Below are 21,683 nucleotides of genomic sequence, written 5' to 3'. Positions count from 1 at the left end.
AATTCATGAAAAGTGTTTGACATTCAGGCGAAATATGTTGAAATTTGACCCGGTTTTTTCATAGGAGAGAGAAATGTCGAAAGTATGTGAAATATGTGGTAAAAAGCCGATGTACGGCAACAACGTTAGTCACGCTCATAATAAAACCAGACGGCGCTGGGATCCGAATTTACAGAAGATCAAAATCGTTGATAACGGAACTGTAAAGTCTGTTAAAGTCTGCACGTCCTGTATTAAAAAAGGCGATTTTCAAAAAGCTTAATAATTTTTTACTGTCACGGATTTAATAAAAGAGCCTCTCGTTTGAGAGGCTCTTTGTTTATATGGGATGAGTTTGTCGGTTAGGCGATTTCGCTCTTTTTTTGGTTTTCCATTCCTTTTCGAATGAATGTAGGAATGTCCCGGCTCGTATTCTTTCCTTCCGTTTTTGGGGATGGCTCTTTGGCCCAAAATAATGTTTCCTGATCGACTGATTTGAGATCTTCAACTGGTTCTAAACCTTCAATCGTTTTCCAATCGCGGGGCCCTTCGATGAGCGTCATCGGTCTTTCCAGAATATTAATTGAGGTCGGGTTAACCGGTTTTTGTCCTTTTTCCCTTGAAAAACCGGTTGCGATAACTGTGATAACAATCTCGTCCCCTAAGTTCTCATCGATAATTGCGCCAACGATGATATTAGCATCCTGACCGACTTCTTCGGTAATGATCTGGCAGGCTTCGTTGAATTCACTGAGCGAGAGAGTTTTTCCAGAAGTTACATTGATTAGAAGACCCGTTGCGTTCTTGATTGAAATATCGTCGAGGAAGGGGCAAGAGATTGCTTGCTGAGCGGCGAGAATCGCACGTTCGTCGCCTGATGCCATGCCGGTCCCCATGATCGCGTCGCCCATGTCTTTCATGACGGTCTTTATATCGGCAAAGTCCAAATTAATGATGCCGTGTTTGTTGATAACGTCAGAAATTCCTTTTGTTGCCTGAAGAAGAATGCTGTCGGCGGTTTTAAAAGCCTCTTCAAGTTGGGTTTTTCTTTGGACAATATCGACCAGCCGGTTATTTGGAATGACGATCAGTGTATCTACATTACCTTTTATTGTTTTGATGCCTTCTTCGGCGTTTCGCATTCTTTTGGTACCTTCAAACAGAAATGGTTTTGTTACGATACCGACGGTCAGACATCCGATTTCCCGTGCGATCTGTGCAACGATCGGCGAAGCGCCGGTTCCTGTTCCTCCGCCCATTCCCGCCGTGATAAAAACCATATCGGCGCCGCGAATCGCGTTCGTAATCGGCAAGCGGTCCGCCTCGATTGCCTTTCTACCGATTTCAGGACAAGCGCCGGTGCCCAGTCCGCGCGTTAGTTCTTTTCCAATTTGAATTTTGATCGGAGCGAGGTTATTCTCTAAATCTTGAATATCCGTGTTGATAGCGATAAAATCAACGCCGGTTAATCCCGATTCGATCATGCGGTTAATTGCATTTCCACCGCCGCCTCCGATACCGATAACTTTTAATTTCGCTTTATGATCCGGAAAATCTGCAAACTCAAACAGCATAAAATCCTCCCAATTATAGTTGATTACATTACATTTTCACTCAGATGTCTGACCCAATTCCACGCTTTGGAAAACGGATTTTTCGATGTCTTTCGAAAAGATCCGTTGTTATTGATGTCGTTGATGGCATATTTTAAAATTCCAACCGCGCACGCAAATGTCGGATCGCTTAATTCCTGCGTAAATCCCTGAAATCCTCTCGGATAACCGATGCGCGCCGGCGAGTTGAAAATCGATTCGGCTAATTCTTTTGTTTCACGAAGTAAAGCGCCGCCGCCGGTCAAAACAACCGATAGGGCATTGGAAATCTGGAAGTCGGCTTTTTTCGCTTCCAAGAAAGCCGTACGAATGATTTCGTCCATTCGCGGCTCAATATATTCCGCCAGCGTGCAGACCTGAATCTCACGATCGGGTCGTCCTGCTAAACCGGTGATTGTAAAGAACGCATCTCTGTCTGCTAAACCAGCGATCGCATGACCGTATTCACGTTTGATGCTCTCGGCTTTGTCGAGGGGAATTCTGAGGAGATATGCGATATCGTTCGTTACATTTACTCCGCCAAGATTCACGACGCCAGTATGATGTACGCCGCCGTTATTGAAAACGATGATGTCCAATACATTTGCGCCGATGTCGATCAACACCGTTCCGGTTTCCTTTTCGCTTTCTTCAAGCGTACTGAATGATGCCGCAAGCGATTGAAGCACGAAGGCTTCGACCCCAAGCCCGGCATTTTCGATGCAATGAGTTAGATTTGAAGCGATTGTGGTGTTATACGTCGTTAGGTGAACTTTTGCTTCCAATCGACGTCCGGAGAGTGCGATAGGGTTTTTAATTTCCTGCTGATTATCGACGATAAAATCCTGTGGCAAGACGTGAAGCAATTGGCGATCAATCGGCAGAGGAACGGCTTTGGTGTGATCAACCAATTTCTGAACATCTTCTTCGTCAATTTGTTGCGCTTCTCCCAATCCACCGCGTGAATCACGTGAAATAGCCATCCTTCCATTGGTATTCATACTCTGAATATGATCGCCGGATAAACCGACCCAGCATGAGTCGATCGTAACTTCAGCCATTTTTTCAGCGCGCGAAACCGAATCCTGAATGGATTCCGTCGCCAGTTCTATATCAGACACTAATCCTTTTTTGATTCCTTTGGATGGGACTTTTGAATATCCCCTGATGATCGGTTCCTGCCGTTCCTGGTCGATTTCGGCGATGAGTGTGCATATTTTGGAAGAACCGACGTCAATTGCACTGATTAGTTGATTTTTCGACTTCATGGTTTATCCTTGCGATGATCGTTCCTTAGCGATGACCTGTTTTTCCCATCGAAGATCCAAATATTGATAATCCCCAAACCGGCGTAAATTTTTTAAGGTCTGCTGAAAATGGGCGAGGGCGATTAATTTCCGTTTGATGTTTTGTCTGCCAAGCAGAATAGGTGTTCCGCCGCTCAGAGAATACAGGATTAATTCGCCGTTTTTTGTTTGGTTAATCTCGGATATTTCGGAAAAGAGTTCAGGCGCGCCGATAAGTGTCTGATCGAGCAATTTTACAACTTGGACAAGATCGGGATTGGAAACGCGATAACCGGAAGAACAAGACAGCGAATCGCCCGAGAAACCGGTGAGAATTGGAAGATTTCCTTTTAACTTGTTTTGGGGAATCGGCAAAATGATGCCGTCTTTGTCCAGCAAAATGAGGGTTGTCCCGCTCAAATAACAGAGAGGAATTCGTTCCTTGACATAAATTTCTAACTTGCTTGGAAATTGTTTGCTCACGACTGCGGCGTAAATATACGGAAACCTTTCAAGCCTGCTTTGCAGAGTTTCTGGATTCAGGTTGAATAAATCTGTGTGTTTTTGAATATCGGCGATTTCCAGAATTTCCTGCCCCGATAAAATGATATTTCCCTTGACGTCGATGGATTGAACGGAAAATAGATTTGTGTATTCGCACCAAACAATAGCGGCGTAGCCGATACCTGCTCCAAGTAGAAGAACAAGGAAGAGCCAGATCAATTTCCGATAGCGTCGTGATGATGGTTTTTCATCGGCTTTAATGATCGTCCGAACATGGAGAGACGCTGGCGCTGATTCGTTTGGTTTGAATAATTCTTCGTTTTCCATTGGCATCATTTTAAAAAGGAATCAGGGTTCTCATGGAATAATCACAGACCGATTTGGCGTTGCTAACGACGGTGTGAAATGGATAAGACTGAATCCGGCTTCGCCGAGAATTCGTGTACAGAGCCAGCAGATTACCCCCCAAAAAGATGAGAACCCTGAATTGTTGGTTACGTTTTGTGCTTTTTCTATTGTTCATTATGCTCAAACTTATTTGATAATCTTCTTGAAATCTCCGGATGAAACTGGTTGACGTCGCCCGCTCCCAATGAAATAATCATGTCGCCTTTTTGCGCGATGGATTCGACGACTTCCGGAACGCGGGTTTTATCTTCTACATAGTAAACTGCCGAATGCCCAAGCCGTTCAGCGGCTTCCGCGACGACTTTTCCGGTAATTCCTTCAATCGGTTTTTCGCGTGATGGATAAACATCTATAATGACGGCGACATCGGCAAGCATTAACGCCGAGGCAAAATCTTGATAAAAGTCTCGCGTCCGAGTGAAAAGGTGTGGCTGAAAAACGGCAACGATCCGGCGATTCCAACCGGTCTTCGCCGCATTTAGCGTTGCCCTGATTTCTGTCGGATGATGTCCGTAATCGTCAACGAGCATAAAAAGATCGTTTTCTTCGACGATTTCAAATCTCCGGCGAACGCCCCGGAATTTCGACAAACCGTCAGAAATGGCTTTGAAATTAATATCATTTTTCCAAGCAACGCCGATCGCCGCAAGCGCGTTCTTTACGTTGTGAATGCCGGGAACAAACAGGTGAATTCGTCCGAAAAGTTTATTTTGGATGATAACATCGAAGGAACTTTCTCCTTTTTCCATAATGATCTGGTCAGCCCGAATATCGGCATCGGCGTCGAGTCCGACGGTCACGACTGGTTTTTTCAAATCGGGAAGAATTTTCCTGACGGATTTTTCATCGATGTACGCGACGATCGAGCCGAAGAATGGTGTTTCATTAGCAAATTGTGTAAAAGTTCTTTCAATATCTTCAATGTTATCGTAACAGTCGAGATGTTCTGCTTCAATCGTCGTGATGACCGTATCGGTTGGATAAAGTTTGAGAAATGAGCGATCGAACTCGTCCGCTTCCACGATGATGACATCGCCTTTTCCAGAGCGCGTCGTCGTTCCGAGTGTTTCGACAATTCCTCCGGCGATAATGATCGGATCCTTTCCGGCTTCAATAAAGATTTGGCCAATCATTGACGTGGTTGTTGTTTTACCGTGTGTGCCGCTGATCGCGATGCGTGTCGGTTTGAGTTTAAATATTTCTCCGAGCATTTCGGCGCGGCGGATTATTGGAATTTTCCGTTCTAAAGCGGCTATCCGTTCCGGATTGTCGGGTTGAACAGCTGAAGAGTAAACAACAACATCACAGTTCGGGACGTTTTCTTTGCGATGTCCGATCAATGTCGGAATGCCGAGCGATTCGAGGCGACGAGTGTTTTCTGACGCGTTCGTGTCGGAACCAGTGATCTCGAAGCCCCAGTCTTTGAGCAATTCGGCTATCCCGCACATACCAATGCCGCCGATGCCGATAAAATGAATTTTTTGGGTTTTTCTAAAGATTGTGTTCAACATAATCTAAAATATCGTCAATAATTAGTTTCGCGGAATCCGGTCGAGCCAGCGAAAGAGCATTTTTCGCCATTTGATTTAGTTTTTCCGAATCTTGAAAAATAGTCTTTAACTGATCGCCAAGTTTCGTCGTGTTCAAATCGCGTTGAAGAACGACGATTGAGGCGCCTGCCGATTCGAAATTTCTGGCATTCATTTCTTGATGATTTCCCGCCGCGGTCGGTAAAGGAATAAGAATGGACGGTTTCCCATATAGGCAAAGTTCCGCCAGCGTCAATGCGCCGGCGCGGGAAACGACGACATCCGCCGCCGAGTAAGCAATGCCCATTTCGTGAATGAATGGCGTAATGTAAACCGATTGCAGATGACCAAATTCTGCCTTCATTTCTTCATAATCGCTCTGTCCGGTTTGCCAAATGATCTGAAAGTCGCTCGCTTCGAGATATTCAGAAATATGCTCAGTCCAATGTTTGTTAATTGCCCGTGATCCCTGACTTCCGCCAAAAATCAGCAATGTGCGTTTATTCGATTGCAATTCAAAAAACCGGACTGCCTGATCTTTGGGGATGTTTTTCAACGTACGGCGAAGCGGTGTTCCAAAATAACGAGCGCCTTCCAGTTTTTTTACCGTTTCTTCGAATGAAACATAAATCCGGCAAGCGTGTTTAGCCAACATCTGAGTGGTCGCACCCGGATAAACATTTTGCTCATGAATAAAAAACGGAATTTTCATCCAAGAAGCGACTCTCAACGGCGGTCCCGCCGTGAAACCGCCTGTGCCGATGGCGATGTCCGGTTGGAATTTTTTTAAGATAAAATAGGATTGAAACAGGCTTACGACCAACCTGACCGGAAACAGAAAATTGATGAAAATGTCCCGGAATGACAATCCGCGTTGAAATCCGCGAATCCAGATTGGCTTAAAGTCATATCCGGCATTTTGCAGAATCCGTGATTCGATACCGCGACGCGTGCCAATGAATAAAAATTCAATTTTGCCAATCTCTTCCTGGCGGGTTTTCAATTCTTGAACCAGCGCGATAGCAGGAAACAGATGCCCGCCGGTTCCGCCGCCGGTGACTATGATTTTTAGCGCGACATCGTTAAATTCATTACCCATTTAGTATCACCAGATTTGTCGGTTTTTTAGGGGGCAATGCCTGCCGTGAAATATTTAATAAGATTCCGATACAAATAAAGTTGAAGATCAGCGTGGAACCGCCATAGCTCAGAAATGGAAGCGGGAGACCTGTAACCGGAAAAACACCGCAGACAACCCCGATATTCGCCAACACATAAAAGAACATACTCATAGAAAGACCGATTCCAAGCAAATTTCCGAAAACGTCCGGCGCTTTTACGGCGATTCGGAGTCCCTGAAAAAACATAACCAGAAAAAGAATCAGGATAACTAACGTTCCGATAAATCCCAGTTCCTCGCCAACCACTGCAAAGACAAAATCGGTGTGCGGTTCCGGAAGAAATAGGTTCTTTTCAATACCGGAGCCCAAACCGCGTCCGAAGAAACCGCCATTTCCCAGCGATATTAGCGACTGATGCAACTGGTAACCCGCGTGCTGGAGATCTTGTTCGGGATTGAGGAATGTAAAAATTCGCTGGAGTTTATACGGCGAATGAATGATGATATAAACCGAAGCGACAACAGAGGCGGCTAATAATGGCGTTAGAAAAAGCAATCTCGTACCGCCGATAACCATGAGTATCAAACACAGTGAGCCGACAACTGCAGCTGTGCTGTAATTGGGTTCAATGACGATCAATAAAAGTGATACGCCGAGAATGCTAGTCACCGGCAAAAAACCTTGTTTAAAATCGTGCAATTCCTTCTGGTGCCGGTCGATAAATGATGCGATGTAGATAATGAGCGCCAATTTTGTGAATTCTGATGGCTGAAACCGGAAAGGTCCGATCGACAGCCAACGCGCGGCGTCCTGAATTCCTTTGACCTTGTAATAAACTATAACAGCGACCAAAAACGTCATCGACAGAATCGTCAACCAAAAGGCAATCTTCTTGAGCCATTGGTAGTTAAAGAACATAAACCCAACCCCGATTAATGCGCCAATGATCATTCGCTTAAGATGGGCGAAGAGATAAACATTCGGATTATTGTACTTTGCCGCCGCTAAAAACGAGCTGGCGCTGTATTGAACGATGATGCCAATTCCAAGCATGACGATGATCAGGATCAGATACGAACTATCGACTTTTTGACGTTTTTCGATCATGCGGATTTTGGTTCCTCTTCAAATCGGCGGACGATTTCTTTGAATGCTTTGCCGCGGTGTTCGTAGTTGTTGTACATATCAAAGCTTGCACAGGCGGGTGAGAGTACGACGACGTCTCCCGGATTTGCTTTCGTTTTCGCTATCCGAACTGCTTTTTCCATATTATATCCGGCATCGGTAAGCGGGAGGACTCCTTCCAATGCGGTGCGGATTTTCGCCGCGGCTTTTCCAACGAGAATTGCCTCTTTGGCATATTTCTTCAGATTTGGGATCAACAATGAAAAATCGGAATCTTTGTCCTTTCCGCCGAGAATGACGATAACAGGGCGCGCGAAGCTTTTCAACGCGTAATTTACCGAATCGACGTTCGTCGCCTTGGAATCGTTGTAAAAATCAACGCCGTTGATCGTCGTGATAAATTCCAACCGATGCTCGATGCCTTTGAAATTTTTCAGTACGTCCCTAAGATGTGCCTGTGAAATTCCGCAAATTAATGCGGCATTAAGCGACGCCAGAATATTGTACAGGTTGTGTTCGCCCAGCAAAAATAGTTCTGAGCGATCGATCAGTTTTTCTCCATTTTTCAAATAAATAGAATTTTTATCGGCATAAACCGGCTTTTCAGATTTAGAGAAAATGCCCGCAGGAATCGTCTGGCAATTCTTTGGAAGATTTTCGCACAATAGCCGATCGTCATCGTTGTAGATATAAAAATCGTTTCGGTTTTGGTTCATGGCAATGTGGAGTTTCGCCGCAAAATAATGCATCAGATTATGCTCGTAACGATCCATGTGATCTGGTGTGATGTTTAGCATGATTGAAATATTTGGATGAAAATGTACAATTCGCTCCAGCTGAAAACTGCTGAGTTCGAGGATAAAGACTTTATCGGGAGAATCGGATTTTTCCGCGTCAATCATCAATTGGCTCAGCGGTATGCCGATATTCCCACCGCAATATGTCTCGAAGTTTGTATCTTTGAACATCTCGTTTAAAAGCGTCGTTGTGGTAGTTTTTCCGTTAGAACCGGTCACGCCGATGATGGTTGAATTTTGGATAAACCACGAAGCGGCTTCGATTTCACTGACGATTGGAATTTCAGATTTTACCAATAACTGAATAATCGGCGCTGAATTGGGAATTCCCGGGCTGAGAATCGCCAATTCGGAATTGGTGACTTTGGATGTATGACCGCCTAACTCAACCTCCACGTTTAATCGGTTCAGTTCGGACAGAAGATTGCCTTCGATTTCGACGGTTCCGGAATCGGAAAGCAGAACCTTGCCGCCTTTTTTCGCGAAAAGAATCGACGCCATCACGCCGCTTCGCTTAGCACCCAGAACTGCGATTCGGACGTCCTTAAAATCGGTTGGTTTTGTTTTCAAATCCATCATAGTATTTTGAAACTGCTTAATCCTAAAATTGCCAACAAAATGCCAATAATCCAGAACCGGATCACGATCTTGCTTTCATCCTGCCCTTTCATCTCGAAATGATGATGAAGCGGCGCCATTAAAAAAATGCGTTTGCCGGTTCCGGTTCGCTTGCGCGTCCACCGAAAATAGGTTACCTGAATTACGACGGAGAGACCTTCGGCGATGAAAACGCCGCCAATTAATAAAAACAGGATTTCCTTTTTCAAAAGAATCGCCATTGTTCCCAGTGCGCAACCCATGCTGAGCGAACCGGTATCGCCCATAAAAACCTGTGCTGGATGGCCGTTGTACCAGAGAAATCCAAGAATAGCGCCGGCAAACGCCGTTGCGTAGATCGCTAGTTCGCCACTGCCAGGCAGATAGAGAATATTCAAATAATCACTGAAGTCGACACGTCCAGAAACGTATGCAATTACCGCAAAGGTCAACGCCGCGATTCCCATGAGTCCTGCCGCCAGTCCATCCAGTCCGTCTGTCAAATTCACCGCATTTGAGATGAATGTGACAAAAATGATGACGATCGGAATGTAAAAAAGGCCGAGGTCGATTTCAAAATCTTTGATGAAAGGGACTGTTGTCAGCGAATTCACGCTGGCAAATTCCGGAGAAAAGTAAATATAGGCGCCGATGATCAGTCCAAGCGAAATCTGTCCAAGCAATTTATAACGGGCGATCAATCCTTTTTTCATCTTCCGAACGACCTTCAGATAATCGTCTAAAAATCCGATCGCGCCCATCCAAATCGTTGCAAGGAGAATGAGATCGACATAAGTATTTTTCAGATTTGCCCAGAGAAGAACAGGGATGATAACGGAAATCAGAATAATGATTCCGCCCATTGTCGGCGTTCCCTTTTTGGCTAAATGTGTTTTTGGCCCGTCTTCACGAATCAACTCACCACACTGAAATTTTTTAAGCATTAACAGGATAAACGGACCCGCGATGAAAGCGATGAGCAAAGCTGTGATCGCCGCCATTGCCGCGCGGAACGTAATGTACTGGAAAAGATTGAATCCAGAAAAAATGCGTTTCAGTGGATATAAAAAATGGTAAAACATGCTACTCCGTTAATCCTTTGATGATTTCTTCCATCCGACTTCCGCGCGAACCTTTGACCAACACGATGTCGTTTGCGGAAACCGATTTTTTTATTTCGGATATGAGTTCGCTTTTTGTATTAAAGTAAGTTACGTCTGACAAGCCTGCGTTTCGAGCGGAGGCAATAGCAGATTTCGTGAATTCACCTGTTGCACAGAACTTGTCGATCTTCAGTTCCGCAGCGGTTTTTCCGACAATTGAATGTCCGGTTTGAGTGAATTCGCCCAGTTCCAGCATATTCCCGAAGATAAAAATTCGTTTGCCACTCGTCTTCATCAATGAGAGCGTTTTCAGCGCCGCAACCGTAGAATCCGGATTAGCATTGTACGTGTCGTTGATTATCAAAAAACCGTTATGACGAATAATCTTGAAGCGCTGATCGACCGGTTGAAAATTTTCCAATGCGTTCACAATTTTTTCTTCAGGTACGCCGAAATAAATTCCGACCGCGCACGCGGCTAATGCATTGACTGCGGCAGTTTTTCCGGGAATATTCAGTTGAACTTGCATCCGCCCGTCAATTTCTATTTTTGGAGAACCTTCGTCGGTATAGGAGAGAATTTTTCCAAAAATATCGCTGGATTTGGATTCAAAACCATAAGTGATTCTGTGTGCTGAACAGGGAATTTCGCGGATCAGAGCGTCGTCGGAATTGACGAATGCGATTCCAGTTGCCGGAAGCGATTGAAACATCTCGGTTTTTGCTTTTTGGACACCTGTCAAATCGCCAAAATATTCCACATGTCCGTGACCGATGTTGGTAATCAATCCGGCTGTTGGATGGGCAATTTTACAAAGTGCGGCGATTTCTCCAAAGTGATTGGTACCCATTTCCAGAATGCTGAATTCAAACTGGTCGTTGAGTTCCAGCAACGTCAGCGGTAATCCCAACTGGTTATTGAAATTTCCGACAGTCGAGTGAACGGCAAATTTTCTTTTCAGGATTTCTGTGCACATCGAGCGCGTGGTTGTCTTCCCATTCGTGCCGGTGATTCCCAAAACGGGAATATCGAATTGATTTCGCCATGCGGTTGCCAAATTTTGAAGAGCCGTTTCTGGAGAATCGACAATCCAAAGAGGAAGATTATCCGTCGGATTCTGGCTTGCCCATTCTTCAGAAACCACACAGAGCGCCGCACCTTTGTCAACCGATTCCCGAATAAAAGTGTGACCGTCTGCTTTTTCGCCTTTTAACGCAAAAAACAAAGTTCCGAGTCCGGCTTTTCGGCTATCGATGACCGTACCGGAAACATAGCCGTTCAGGTTTGTAACACGTCCATACTTCAGTGATTGGATAAATTCTGCGTTAATCTCTTTGACCATTGAAAAATTTCCTGATAACGTCCACGTCATAAAAAGGGTATCGGACGCCTTTGATTTCCTGATATGTTTCATGTCCTTTGCCGAGGACGGCGATGATGTCGTTTTCATTTGCGTTCCCGATCGCCGTTTGAATAGCGATTTTTCTGTCGGGAATGGTCTGATATTTTTTTGAAGAAGAAAAGCCTATGGACGCTTCTGCGATGATTGCTTCTGGATTCTCAAACCGTGGATTATCTGTTGTCAAAATGGCGTAATCAGCGAGCGATTCGACCGCCTTCGCCATCAACGGCCGTTTCTGGCGGTCGCGATTTCCGCCACAGCCAAAAACTGCGATCAGTTTTCCATCCGGCGGAGTAATCTTTCTTAAAGCCGTTAGCACATTGATAAGCGCATCCGGCGTATGCGCATAATCGACAAAAGTCCGTGGAAAGCCGGGCTTTGAGACTTCTTGTAATCTTCCCGGAACATAAGCGATTTGAGATAACGCTTCGGAGATGTCGGAAGAAGAAATCCTCAACAGGGAGGAGACAGCCGTTGCGCCCAGAATATTCTTTAAATTAAACTCACCGGATAACGGACACCGAATCGGAATGGAAACGTTCGGGGTATCAATGATTCCGTCAATTCCTTGAGTAAAAGTGACACCTTTCCGGAACGAAAAATCCATTTTGTGCTGAAGTGAAAAATCATAAACGCGGGCTTTTGCCGCTTGATGAAAAAGTTCTGAGTAAAAATCGTCGGCATTGCAGACGAGAAAACCGTTGGGTTCAACTTGCCGGAATAATTCGGTTTTGGTTTTTGCATAGGATTCGATTGTGTGGTGAAAATCCAGGTGATCCTGAGAAATATTGGTAAAAACGCCCGCATGATAATGAATGTCGTCCACGCGGTGAAGCGCGAGCGAGTGGGAAGAAACTTCCATAGCGACGTGTGTTACGCCTTTTTCCGCCATCTGAAGTAAAATTGATTGAAGTTGAAGACTATCGGGAGTCGTCAGGTTGGACGCGAACGATTCGTCTTCGATCGTATAACCGAGTGTTCCGATCGTTCCGCGCTTGAAGCCTGCTTGCTTAAAAATGTGATTCAGCAGGAAAACTGTTGTCGTTTTGCCGTTCGTGCCGGTCACGCCTACAACTTTCATCTTGTTGGAAGGTGAATCGAAAAAGGCATTGGCGATCTTCGACAATGCGATTTTTGTATCGCTGACAAGAATTTGCGGCATGTTGACTTTCGGTTGAAATTCCTCAACGACAATAGCCGAAGCGCCACGCCGAATGGCGTCGTTGATGTGGTGATGGCCATCCTCTTTAGCGCCGCGAATGGCAACGAACAGCCCGCCGGATTCTACTTTTCCAGAATTCAGCGCGAGTGTTGTAATGCTTTCAGGTAAAGCGCCCCGAACTTGATAAGAAATTCCTTCTAACAACTTATTTAAGTTCTTCGTCAATCTAAACCTTTCCGAGGCGCGAGTTTGAGCGAACATTTCATGTTGCGCAATACTGGCGTCCCTTTTGCGGGCGTCTGTGATATGACAATTCCTGAACCTTCCATTTCGACCGACAATCCCATTGCCTGAAGGACATAGAGCGCTTGTCGGGCGGTTCTACCGCTCAAATCAGGCATTTCCAGTGCAGATGAAGAAGAACCAACCGCTGGCATTGTCGAATATGAAACGGTCGACATTTGCGGCTGGCGCTGTTCGACCGGTTTCTCGGTTTGAGCAATCTGAGTGCGAACTGGTGGGTTGGTTTTTTCTTCATTAAAAAACAGATCATCCGAGTAATTCACGACTCGTTTAAAAATTTCGCTGACGACAGGAGCCGAAACCAAACCGCCTGTGTGCATTCCCTTCGGGTTATCTACGACAACGACACATAAAAGTTTAGGATCGTTGACCGGGAAAAATCCGGCAAATGTCGAAACATATTCCGATTGACTGTATCCGTATGGCGTTACCTTCTGGGATGTTCCAGTTTTCCCTGCGATCGCCATACCTCCGACATTTGCCCGAACGCCAGTTCCATGCTGAACCGCCAAACGTAAAAGTTCGCGCATTTGCGCCATAGTTTCCGGAGAAGCAACTTGCCGGATATATTTCGGCTTGCTTTCGAAAACAAGAACCCCGTCTTTTGTTGAGATGGTTTTAATTAACTGTGGTTCGAGCAAATACCCGCCGTTAGCGATAGACGCGTAAGCAAAAGCCAATTGCATGACAGTTACTCCAATTCCTTGCCCCATTGCGATTTGCGCCATCATAAGTTCCGTCCAATTTTTCAACGGATGTAAAATGCCATTAATTTCGCCTGGAAACTGGATGTTTGTCTTCAAGCCAAAACCAAACTTTCGACAGTAGTTGAAAACGGTCTCTTTTCCAATTTTTTGGGCGACTTTAATTGTACCGATATTACTGCTGTTTTTGATGACTTCCGCAAAAGTCAAAATCGTGTACGGATTGTGATCGTGAATAAATCGGTTAGCGACTTTAATGACCCCGCCTTCACAATTAATTTTGTCAGTCGGTTCGATGGCATTGAGCTCCATTGCGGCAGTTGCCGTTACGACTTTAAAGGTCGAACCCGGTTCGAAAATATCGGTGATGACTTGATTCTTTTGCGCAGAGACCGGATTTTCCGAAGGTTTGTTGGGATTGAACGGTGGTAGAGAAGCCATGGCGTAGATTTCGCCATTTTTCGGATTGATGATAATCCCCATTGCCTTTTCTGCATTCGTAGCATTATAAGACTTCATGAGCTCTTCATGAAGGATCGTTTGATATTCAGAGTCGATCGTCAAAGTGACGTCATTTCCGTTGACGCAAACTTTTTCGGGCAAATCGATGCGTGCGTTCAGTCTGCCCCAACCGTCCCGTTGGACGATTTTCCAGCCGGGTGTTCCGCCAATGACCGGCTCCATCTGCAATTCTAAGCCACAAATTCCGCGGTTATCTATATTGGTAAATCCGACAATCTGTCCAAAAATTTCGCCAAATGGGTATTGACGTTGAGAAATACGCTCAACGACTAAACCGGGTGTCTTTTCATATTTATCGACAAGTTTTTGAAATTGTGATTGAGGTGCATTTTTTTCCAACCAGACGAAAGTCTTTTTCGATTCAAAAAGATCAAGGTATTTCTGGCTCGGTTCGCCGGTGACGGAAGCAAGTTCTTTGGCGAGATCAATCCTAATCTTATTCTCGATTAAGTACGGATGCGCCGAAATTTGATATTGTATCATGTCGATAGTCAACGCTTTTCCGTTTCGGTCGAAAATTGTTCCGCGGGTTGGCTTTACGATCGTCTTGGTGTCGGATTGTTTCTTGCATCTTGCCTGATATTTTTCCGAGTTGACTACTTGAATGAAAAAAAGTCTTGTAACGATTACAACCCATATACCAACAAGAAGAACCTTGAAGAATTTCGTTCGTTTTCTAATTGAGTTGTATGGGTTGCTCATTTATTTATTTGTCAAAATTTCAGTATTGATGATAACGGCTACCGTTTCGGGAATCGGCGTGACCATTTCTAATTGTGTCGAGGCTATTTCTGTGATGCGGTCAGCGCGGGACAGACGGTCGATATCCATGGAAATCATACGATTCTCCGTAGTGAGCATGGCTTCTTTTCGCTTAAGGTCTTCCACTTTCCGAAACATGAGATTTGTATGGTTGAGAATCCAAAGATATAGAAGAGCCAAAAGGATGAACGAAACGAATCCGGTAAAAAGGATAATGTTTCTTGTTACTTTTTTCTTCGATTTCCGGTTGTTATTAGCCTTCATTGATGTCCTTTTTCCGTAATGCGCGAAGTTTGGCGCTTCTTGCCCGTGAATTCGTTTTAATTTCTACATCGGAAGGTTCCACTGGTTTCCGAGTCAATATTTCTACCGAAGCGTGATGATTACACTGACAAATCGGGAAATCCGGTGGACAAATACAATTTGTCGATTCCAGCTTCATGAAATTTTTTACAATTCGGTCTTCCAGTGAATGATAGGAAATGACAACCAGTCTGCCATTCGGTTCGAGAATTTCGATTGCTTGTTGAAGGGCAGATTCTAGAATTTCTAACTCGTGATCGATTTGAATCCGTATCGCCTGGAAAATTCTGCTGAGCGTTTTGTTCGGAAACGATGAATGAGAACTTTTGGTAACGATATTGGCGAGTTCGGCTGTTGTTTTGATCGGTTTTTGAGTTCGTGCAAATTCAATCGCCTTGGCGATTCTTTTCGCCGATCTTTCTACACCATAATTCCAAAAAGTTTTAGTCATTGTTTCAACAGAAGCCGAATTGATAAAGTCACTCGCGGAAATGGGAATTTCCGGTGAAAATCGCATATCTAATGGCCCGTCCGAATTGAACGAAAAGCCGCGTTTTGGATTATCAAGTGCAAATGAAGACATTCCTAAATCGAACAGAATTCCCGTGACTTTTGGAAATCCAGCCCGGTAGCAAATGCGTTTTATGTTGGAAAAATTGGAAATTTCCAGAGTGTGTTTTTGTGGGATGGAAAGAAAAGTGCGACAATGTTCAACCGCTGTCGGATCGGCATCCAGACCAATCAAAAATGCGTTGGGATTTAAACGACTGCTGATTCCCGAAAAATGCCCACCTGTTGTCCCCAGCGTGCAATCAACGTAAACCCCATCTGGTTTTGTGATTAAATATTGCAGGCTAATTTCCAGTAGAACAGGTGCATGAATAGACGTCATGAAAATGGCTCCCGAATCAAGAACTTATCGTTCCTCCCAGACTCTCGAAATATTCATCATCCAAACTTCTTTGAGATTCAACGTGATTGGCTAGCGTTTCCGGATCCCAAAGTTCCAAACAGTTCAAAACGCCAACAATTACGACTTCTTTCTGAATGTTTGCAAGAGCGAGTAATTGTTGTGGGATTAGAATTCGACCCTGTTTATCACATTTAAGTCTCATTGCGTTTCGGGAAAATGCCCGAATGAACGCCCTGTTTATTTTATTGAATTCTGAGAGTTTGAGAAGTTTTTCGGATTTGATGTCCCATTCAGCGGAAGGGTATGCGACCAGACACGGATCGAGACCTTTGGTAACGACAAATGAATACTCGGCATCGTCCTCATTGAGCCAGCGTCTGAATTTCGCCGGGACGTTAAGGCGCCCTTTGTCGTCGAGTGAGTGTTTGGATTCGCCGGAAAAGGAACTGATCATGGTCTTCTACTGCATTATTTGGGAAAACTTGGGATTTCAATCCACTACCACCCACAAAAATACCTTTTCTAAAAGTCATAGGCAAGAAAATTTTTATGAAAATTGTGGGATTTTTTTTAAGAGGGAAAAGAGAAAATCACTACTTGGTGATAACCTGTTGTTTAATGATGCCACTTTTATCGATCAGAATCCGAACTGGACGGCTGTCTTGGCCGATTAATCCCAGATCCCGGTTGTTCAGTGAAAGCGAAATGGCCCAAGGCCTGCCAATTCGAAGATCATATGTCGTTTGAGCTTTCCATTCCCGGAGAACGTTGGGCGGTAGAATAACCTGTAATGAGTCTTTGTTGTCAATGATCACTCGCACCCAACAAGAGTCTTTTGATTGAAGAACCAACGAGAGACGCCCCGACTCCGGGACGATTTCTTTTGATTTCAAATCGTCTTTGGCTTCCGAAGGAAGAAAAGTCGAGTCTGGACTGCTTGTATTGACGGACATATTGGTTGGAAGTTGTGGCTGTGAAAGCATGTCGTTCTTGTCTTCTTCCGTCAAAACCTGTTTTAAAATGGAAATTAGGAATACGATGACGACAACGATAATTGTGATTGTCAAAAGGTTTCGTCTATTTTTAGAGGGAGGTTTTACGCCATTTCGTAAGTTGGTGCTTGTTTCTTTCTTTCTGACGATTTCAATGGAAGGCGGAACAGGTTGTCTTGATGTCAATTGCTCAAAAGCGGCGAGAATTTCGGTCGCATTCAAACCGATTTCATTTGCGTAAGAGCGGAGAAATAAGCGAATGTATGTTTTGGGCAAATTTGAAAAAATGCCCGATTCAAAGTCTTCGAGATAAGATTTATTCACTTTAATACGGTTTGCAATCTGCTCAATGCTATAGCCGAGTTTTTCCCGTTGATTTTTCAGATCTTCGTAAAACATCTTGCGCTCACTTAATTGATTCTCCACATCCGATTGAAAATATGAGAAATAATCTGCTGATTTTCAACATAAAGTTTACAGACAGTCCGAAAGATCATTAAGAATCTGATTGTAGAATTTTGACAGAGGGAAACCGACAACGTTGTAAAAACAACCGTTGATTCTTTCGAGAAAAACGGTGCTGAAATCCTGAATGGCATAAGAACCGGCTTTATCAAACGGATGGAAATGATCGACATAGTGCGCCGCCATTTCGTCGGAAATTTTCCTAAATGTGACTTCCGTCTTTTCAAAACCTTTCAGGTATTTGCCGTTATTCGAATTTAGAACGCAGTAACCAGTGAAGACGGAATGAGTCGCGCCGCTCAGGAATTTCAGCATCCGTAAGGCGTCATCGCGATCAACCGGTTTGCCGAGAACGATGTCATCTTTAACGACAACGGTGTCCGCGCCAATGATCCATGAATTTGGATGATCTCCAGATACGGATTTAGCCTTTTCAATCGCATGGTAAATCACCAATGGCGGCGGATCTGCATTGCAGTGGTTTTTCTCGACGTAATCCGATGGGTGAATGATGAAATCGGGGAGAATCATTTTAAGAATTTCTTCTCGTCGCGGTGAAACGGAGGCCAGCACGACGGATTTTTGGAACCAATCAAAATAAGGTGTCATTTCGCTTTTACCAATTTTCCGATGAATGTATCTTTTTGTTTGAAATCTGCTGAGATGACGCTGAGTTTGAAGATATAAATTCCACGTGATACGGTGTCTCCAAAATCATCATTCCCATCCCAATGTATCGTTTGAAATCCTGCAGGGAAAATCTCGGAAGGATCGATTGTTTTTACGAGCAATCCCCGAACTGTGTGGATCATTATTTTTACTTTAGCCGGTTGCGTGAGTGTAAATGTTAAATCTGTCTCGTCGCGGAAAGGATTTGGGAAGTTAAATACACGCTCGACCGACAATTTTTCTGCCAGCGAAAGCGTAAATGTGCTTGTCGCGGTTGCCGTGTTATTGGCGTTATCCCAGGCCATAACGGTGACAGAGTGTTCACCATGCTCAATATCCGGTAACGCAAGAACTAGTGATCCGGATGTATCGCTGTTTGTATCATATGAAAAATTCTCCGTCGCTTCGATGGTTTGATTTGGATCGGAGTCATATTCGACGAGAATATCATGTCCCATTTGTCCGGCGATATTTACGCCATGTTCGTCTTGAATACGGATTTGGAGCGACATGTTTGGAGTGATGACATCTCCATCTCGGAAATCGATATTTTGGAATCCGATGCTGATCCTTGGCGGGATCGTATCGACTACAGATTCGGAACCACGGAAGATCAACGAATCGTAAAACGCCGAAATTTCCCGACCGCTCGATTCCGACCAGGAATAAAGGTTAATGAAACCGAAGCGGTTTTCGTAGTTTAAGTCTTTAGGGACAAAAAATCTGGACGAAAAGGAACGGTTCTTAACCTGCACGAGCCCTTTAAACAGCAATTCTCCCGGCAAAACGTAAGACATTGACCGCGACTCTTTTCCTGCAGTCAGGTATGTTCTTGTCACTAACCGGTCGCTATCGAAGACTTTTAGAATTCCTTGTCCAGAAAAACCCGCGTCGTCGGGTACGACTGCTCCATTCAATGAAACGTTCGCAAGCGCTTTTAGCGAATTGGATGACAACGGATCGAACTCAGCCTGACCGGTTGGCAACGCCAGATATAGAGCAGGGTCTCCGAAAAGGACATATTTTTCGTTATTTTCGCTATTCCCGGAAAAGACGATTTGCAACAGTGTTCCCAAGCGAATCCGGTTGACTTTTCCATCAGAAAACCATCTTTGGAGAAGCGAGCTAATGAATGAGCGGTTGGAAGACGGGTAAGTCGGGCGTGTAGCTCCAAGCGCGGCAATCGCTCCGTCTTCTGCTTTCAACATAAGCGCTTCTGGCATGCAATTACCAGAAATATCGTCAAATTGTCCCCAACTGCATGTTGCCGCGATCCAAAAAGGAAGCTTCATGCCCGTTTGCAGAGCGGAAATATCCCGCTCCATATCTAATACGCGCTCCTGTGACCAAACGGTCGGACTTCCGTGTCCCATATAATTGATGATTGTCGTTCCTAATGACAATTGTTTGAAAATCGCCTCGGTTGCGGCAGGTTTTTTAACGCCATAAGTAGAGGCATCCTGCACTTCCGGAAATTCCAATAAGTATAACTTTTCTGTCGTGAAATTTTTCGGAATGTATCTTGCGATATAATCTTCTGTGTCGGTGATGTGATATTCTTCTCCGGTCAATGGTCGTTCGGGATCGTCCGCGACAAGTGTGATCCGGTTCCGCCAGTCTCCGTAAATAGGTTCGGTCAGATAAGATCGGATTTTATCGACGGCGTTTTGCGCGTCTTCTGCGGTTTTAGCGGGAATTCTGCCGATCGCCATATCCATTAACCGATCCGATCCACTGATATAGACAAACCGCGCATCAGAGGCGTATGAACTTGAAATGTCGATGACATCTGATTCACTCTCGACTTGATACGTCAGGACAAAATTCCCTTGATTACTTTTGATGCCGCGATAGTCGTAAGTTCCATCGCCTAAAAGCAGGACAAATTCTGGTTTGACGCTCCAATTCTCAAAAGCATATTTAAGGAAAAACCGGATTGCATTTGGGTCGGGAATATCTGCATTGAATTCGCGAAAGATTTGGCTCTGGAGCACGACTTTTGTCGAAAGCCTGTCCGTTTCCCGAAGATCGTTCGCGTATAAATCGGCAAGATCTTCTGCGGCAGATTGGAAGGCTTCGTCTGTGATAATTATGTATTTGGCGCCAGCGAATGTTCGAAGCGATGTTAAGTCGATTCTTCCGAGGTTTTCGATTTTTTGGGGGGATTTGTATCGATCCGGAGAAGTGATAAAATATGACCGGCGATTTTGGACAAACGATTCAGCGCGAAAGTGATAAGTATTTTCCGAATCAGTTTCAACGGTTTGTTTACTAACATTTTCCCAATCTGTCACGTCGAAAACTGTAAAGTTTTTCAACCGAACATCTGAGAGTCGGTATTCCGTCAACCCGTTAGAATTTGGCGCCCAGAAACGAAGCGATTCTGTTCCGGGTTGAAGGTTTCGATTATATTGAATTTCCATGAAGTCCAGATATGCCTGAGCCGACGCGGCGGAAGATGTAAATGTGATTCGAAAAATGTTCGTTCCTCCGACCATCGACATTGTCTGGATTTTATTTGTCGTGTTATAATTGGACGATGACCATGAGGCAATGGGTGTGGGTGAGGTGCTATAAAAAGAGGTGCTATAAAAAAGGGTAAAGAAGTTTGTAGTTTTATTGGTTGCGCCCGCTGTTCTGATTTTGACTTTGGCGGAATAAGCGGCTTCGCGTTCTGGCAATGGGAAAACCACGGAAATGCTGGTGCCGGAATTTGAAAATTTCTCGCCGTACCAATGCGTTCCGGAATGCATAAAATTGTTAATCTCAAGTTCGTGACGTTCAAGATATTCCGTTTCCGTAACTGTAGAATTTACCGCCAGCTGTGAAGATTCAAGCGTGCCGATATTTTTTGGTTCACCGGTTTGATCGGCTATCAAGAGCCAATAATAATTGTCGAAGGAGTAATAATTCCGGTCAAAATACAAATTCCCGGTGATATTGGTGGCGAGCCCGGAAGTTGCGCGTCCCCAAAAAATCAGTGTATCTGCTGAACCGAAAGTGGCATCCGTGCTGATGATCCAGTGGGCGATTTCAACAAGGTTTTCCGGAACCGGTGTGTTAATGACATCGCTCATCTTGAATCCACCGGTCGAGTTACTGTACAGAAAAATGCGATTCACATCGATTGCTGTTTCAGAAATTCCTTTAGCCGCGATCTGGTCAAATGGCAGAGAATAGATTCCATCTTCGTTAACAGTGAGTTTCAGCCAGATGCCGTCTGGAAGCGTGGTTGTTTTTTTTAACAATCGCTCCGTTTTCGTCTGCCAATTGCTAACTGAGGCCGGATTCACGTAAAGCAGATCCAAATTCGGTTTGCTGGCTTTCGATGTGGTTTTATGTGATGCTGTTACACTTTCTTTGGGGTAATTAACCGTTATGCGAAATTTTCTGAGAAGGAAAATTTGATTGGGTCGATCTGAGGCGCGAATGGGAAAAATACGTA

The 21,683-nt window shown here is 44.6% G+C and carries 19 protein-coding genes; 1 reads left to right on the top strand and 18 read right to left on the bottom strand.

The genetic code is table 11. The annotated features are described in order from the left end of the window. Nucleotides 1-73: 73 nt before the first annotated feature. Nucleotides 74-262, top strand: coding sequence for a 50S ribosomal protein L28 (gene rpmB, locus COT43_06910; protein PIS28227.1), 189 nt, complete (start codon nucleotides 74-76; stop codon nucleotides 260-262). A gap of 79 nt (nucleotides 263-341) precedes the next feature. Here rpmB and COT43_06905 read toward each other — a convergent pair whose 3' ends face one another. The 18 genes from COT43_06905 to COT43_06820 all read right to left on the bottom strand — a co-directional run. Continuing rightward, nucleotides 342-1,553, bottom strand: coding sequence for a cell division protein FtsZ (locus COT43_06905; protein PIS28226.1), 1,212 nt, complete (start codon nucleotides 1,551-1,553; stop codon nucleotides 342-344). A gap of 23 nt (nucleotides 1,554-1,576) precedes the next feature. Next, entirely contained in the window at nucleotides 1,577-2,839 is a 1,263-nt protein-coding gene (gene ftsA, locus COT43_06900; GenBank protein PIS28225.1) for a cell division protein FtsA, read from the bottom strand. 3 nt (nucleotides 2,840-2,842) lie between these two features. Further along, nucleotides 2,843-3,697 carry a hypothetical protein gene (locus tag COT43_06895; protein ID PIS28224.1) on the bottom strand — a complete coding sequence of 285 codons (855 nt, stop codon included), beginning with the start codon at nucleotides 3,695-3,697 and terminating at the stop codon, nucleotides 2,843-2,845. A gap of 1 nt (nucleotide 3,698) precedes the next feature. Next, nucleotides 3,699-3,884: a hypothetical protein gene (locus COT43_06890; protein ID PIS28223.1), complete on the bottom strand. Its 186-nt coding sequence runs from the start codon at nucleotides 3,882-3,884 to the stop codon at nucleotides 3,699-3,701. Continuing rightward, a complete protein-coding gene (locus COT43_06885) occupies nucleotides 3,874-5,280 on the bottom strand; it encodes a UDP-N-acetylmuramate--L-alanine ligase (GenBank protein PIS28222.1) in 1,407 nt (468 codons plus the stop codon). The genes COT43_06890 and COT43_06885 overlap by 11 nt, the downstream gene beginning before the upstream one ends. Then, nucleotides 5,261-6,397, bottom strand: a complete 1,137-nt coding sequence (murG, locus tag COT43_06880) for an undecaprenyldiphospho-muramoylpentapeptide beta-N-acetylglucosaminyltransferase (protein PIS28221.1) — start codon at nucleotides 6,395-6,397, stop codon at nucleotides 5,261-5,263. The genes COT43_06885 and murG overlap by 20 nt, the downstream gene beginning before the upstream one ends. Further along, nucleotides 6,390-7,526 carry a putative lipid II flippase FtsW gene (gene ftsW / locus COT43_06875; GenBank protein PIS28220.1) on the bottom strand — a complete coding sequence of 379 codons (1,137 nt, stop codon included), beginning with the start codon at nucleotides 7,524-7,526 and terminating at the stop codon, nucleotides 6,390-6,392. The genes murG and ftsW overlap by 8 nt, the downstream gene beginning before the upstream one ends. Then, nucleotides 7,523-8,920 (bottom strand): UDP-N-acetylmuramoyl-L-alanine--D-glutamate ligase, encoded by a 1,398-nt coding sequence (gene murD / locus COT43_06870; GenBank protein ID PIS28219.1) that lies wholly within the window; start codon nucleotides 8,918-8,920, stop codon nucleotides 7,523-7,525. The genes ftsW and murD overlap by 4 nt, the downstream gene beginning before the upstream one ends. Then, complete coding sequence (locus tag COT43_06865) at nucleotides 8,917-10,020, bottom strand: phospho-N-acetylmuramoyl-pentapeptide-transferase (GenBank protein ID PIS28218.1); 1,104 nt, start codon at nucleotides 10,018-10,020, stop codon at nucleotides 8,917-8,919. The genes murD and COT43_06865 overlap by 4 nt, the downstream gene beginning before the upstream one ends. A 1-nt stretch (nucleotide 10,021) precedes the next feature. After that, nucleotides 10,022-11,491 (bottom strand): UDP-N-acetylmuramoyl-tripeptide--D-alanyl-D-alanine ligase, encoded by a 1,470-nt coding sequence (locus COT43_06860; GenBank protein ID PIS28217.1) that lies wholly within the window; start codon nucleotides 11,489-11,491, stop codon nucleotides 10,022-10,024. After that, on the bottom strand, nucleotides 11,367-12,866 hold the full coding sequence (locus COT43_06855; GenBank protein PIS28216.1) for a UDP-N-acetylmuramoyl-L-alanyl-D-glutamate--2,6-diaminopimelate ligase: 1,500 nt from the start codon (nucleotides 12,864-12,866) through the stop codon (nucleotides 11,367-11,369). The genes COT43_06860 and COT43_06855 overlap by 125 nt, the downstream gene beginning before the upstream one ends. Then, a complete protein-coding gene (locus COT43_06850) occupies nucleotides 12,827-14,836 on the bottom strand; it encodes a hypothetical protein (GenBank protein ID PIS28215.1) in 2,010 nt (669 codons plus the stop codon). The genes COT43_06855 and COT43_06850 overlap by 40 nt, the downstream gene beginning before the upstream one ends. Next, nucleotides 14,837-15,160 (bottom strand): hypothetical protein, encoded by a 324-nt coding sequence (locus COT43_06845; protein PIS28214.1) that lies wholly within the window; start codon nucleotides 15,158-15,160, stop codon nucleotides 14,837-14,839. It lies immediately after the preceding gene. Then, on the bottom strand, nucleotides 15,150-16,091 hold the full coding sequence (locus tag COT43_06840) for a 16S rRNA (cytosine(1402)-N(4))-methyltransferase (GenBank protein PIS28213.1): 942 nt from the start codon (nucleotides 16,089-16,091) through the stop codon (nucleotides 15,150-15,152). Before COT43_06840 ends, COT43_06845 begins: the two co-directional genes overlap by 11 nt. 16 nt (nucleotides 16,092-16,107) lie before the next feature. Further along, complete coding sequence (gene mraZ, locus COT43_06835) at nucleotides 16,108-16,566, bottom strand: division/cell wall cluster transcriptional repressor MraZ (GenBank protein ID PIS28212.1); 459 nt, start codon at nucleotides 16,564-16,566, stop codon at nucleotides 16,108-16,110. A 139-nt stretch (nucleotides 16,567-16,705) separates the two neighbouring features. Beyond that, nucleotides 16,706-17,503 carry a hypothetical protein gene (locus COT43_06830; GenBank protein ID PIS28211.1) on the bottom strand — a complete coding sequence of 266 codons (798 nt, stop codon included), beginning with the start codon at nucleotides 17,501-17,503 and terminating at the stop codon, nucleotides 16,706-16,708. A gap of 75 nt (nucleotides 17,504-17,578) precedes the next feature. Then, nucleotides 17,579-18,178 (bottom strand): septum formation protein Maf, encoded by a 600-nt coding sequence (maf, locus tag COT43_06825; GenBank protein ID PIS28210.1) that lies wholly within the window; start codon nucleotides 18,176-18,178, stop codon nucleotides 17,579-17,581. Next, nucleotides 18,175-21,683 (bottom strand): hypothetical protein (locus COT43_06820; protein PIS28209.1); only part of this gene is annotated, 3,509 nt, incomplete at its 5' end. The genes maf and COT43_06820, both read right to left, overlap by 4 nt.

This window comes from Candidatus Marinimicrobia bacterium CG08_land_8_20_14_0_20_45_22, from assembly GCA_002774355.1.
In the GTDB taxonomy this organism is placed as follows: Bacteria; Fidelibacterota; UBA2242; order UBA2242; family UBA2242; genus 0-14-0-20-45-22.
This window is presented reverse-complemented; position numbering and strand designations above follow the sequence as displayed.

What these genes read in the sequence shown, in the direction of transcription:
- rpmB (PIS28227.1), top strand. Translation starts at nt 74, where the DNA reads ATGTCGAAAGTATGTGAAATATGTGGTAAAAAGCCGATGTACGGCAAC.
- COT43_06905 (PIS28226.1), bottom strand. Translation starts at nt 1,553, where the DNA reads ATGCTGTTTGAGTTTGCAGATTTTCCGGATCATAAAGCGAAATTAAAA.
- ftsA (PIS28225.1), bottom strand. Translation starts at nt 2,839, where the DNA reads ATGAAGTCGAAAAATCAACTAATCAGTGCAATTGACGTCGGTTCTTCC.
- COT43_06895 (PIS28224.1), bottom strand. Translation starts at nt 3,697, where the DNA reads ATGATGCCAATGGAAAACGAAGAATTATTCAAACCAAACGAATCAGCG.
- COT43_06890 (PIS28223.1), bottom strand. Translation starts at nt 3,884, where the DNA reads ATGAACAATAGAAAAAGCACAAAACGTAACCAACAATTCAGGGTTCTC.
- COT43_06885 (PIS28222.1), bottom strand. Translation starts at nt 5,280, where the DNA reads ATGTTGAACACAATCTTTAGAAAAACCCAAAAAATTCATTTTATCGGC.
- murG (PIS28221.1), bottom strand. Translation starts at nt 6,397, where the DNA reads ATGGGTAATGAATTTAACGATGTCGCGCTAAAAATCATAGTCACCGGC.
- ftsW (PIS28220.1), bottom strand. Translation starts at nt 7,526, where the DNA reads ATGATCGAAAAACGTCAAAAAGTCGATAGTTCGTATCTGATCCTGATC.
- murD (PIS28219.1), bottom strand. Translation starts at nt 8,920, where the DNA reads ATGATGGATTTGAAAACAAAACCAACCGATTTTAAGGACGTCCGAATC.
- COT43_06865 (PIS28218.1), bottom strand. Translation starts at nt 10,020, where the DNA reads ATGTTTTACCATTTTTTATATCCACTGAAACGCATTTTTTCTGGATTC.
- COT43_06860 (PIS28217.1), bottom strand. Translation starts at nt 11,491, where the DNA reads ATGAAAACGACATCATCGCCGTCCTCGGCAAAGGACATGAAACATATC.
- COT43_06855 (PIS28216.1), bottom strand. Translation starts at nt 12,866, where the DNA reads ATGTTCGCTCAAACTCGCGCCTCGGAAAGGTTTAGATTGACGAAGAAC.
- COT43_06850 (PIS28215.1), bottom strand. Translation starts at nt 14,836, where the DNA reads ATGAGCAACCCATACAACTCAATTAGAAAACGAACGAAATTCTTCAAG.
- COT43_06845 (PIS28214.1), bottom strand. Translation starts at nt 15,160, where the DNA reads ATGAAGGCTAATAACAACCGGAAATCGAAGAAAAAAGTAACAAGAAAC.
- COT43_06840 (PIS28213.1), bottom strand. Translation starts at nt 16,091, where the DNA reads ATGACGTCTATTCATGCACCTGTTCTACTGGAAATTAGCCTGCAATAT.
- mraZ (PIS28212.1), bottom strand. Translation starts at nt 16,566, where the DNA reads ATGATCAGTTCCTTTTCCGGCGAATCCAAACACTCACTCGACGACAAA.
- COT43_06830 (PIS28211.1), bottom strand. Translation starts at nt 17,503, where the DNA reads ATGTTTTACGAAGATCTGAAAAATCAACGGGAAAAACTCGGCTATAGC.
- maf (PIS28210.1), bottom strand. Translation starts at nt 18,178, where the DNA reads ATGACACCTTATTTTGATTGGTTCCAAAAATCCGTCGTGCTGGCCTCC.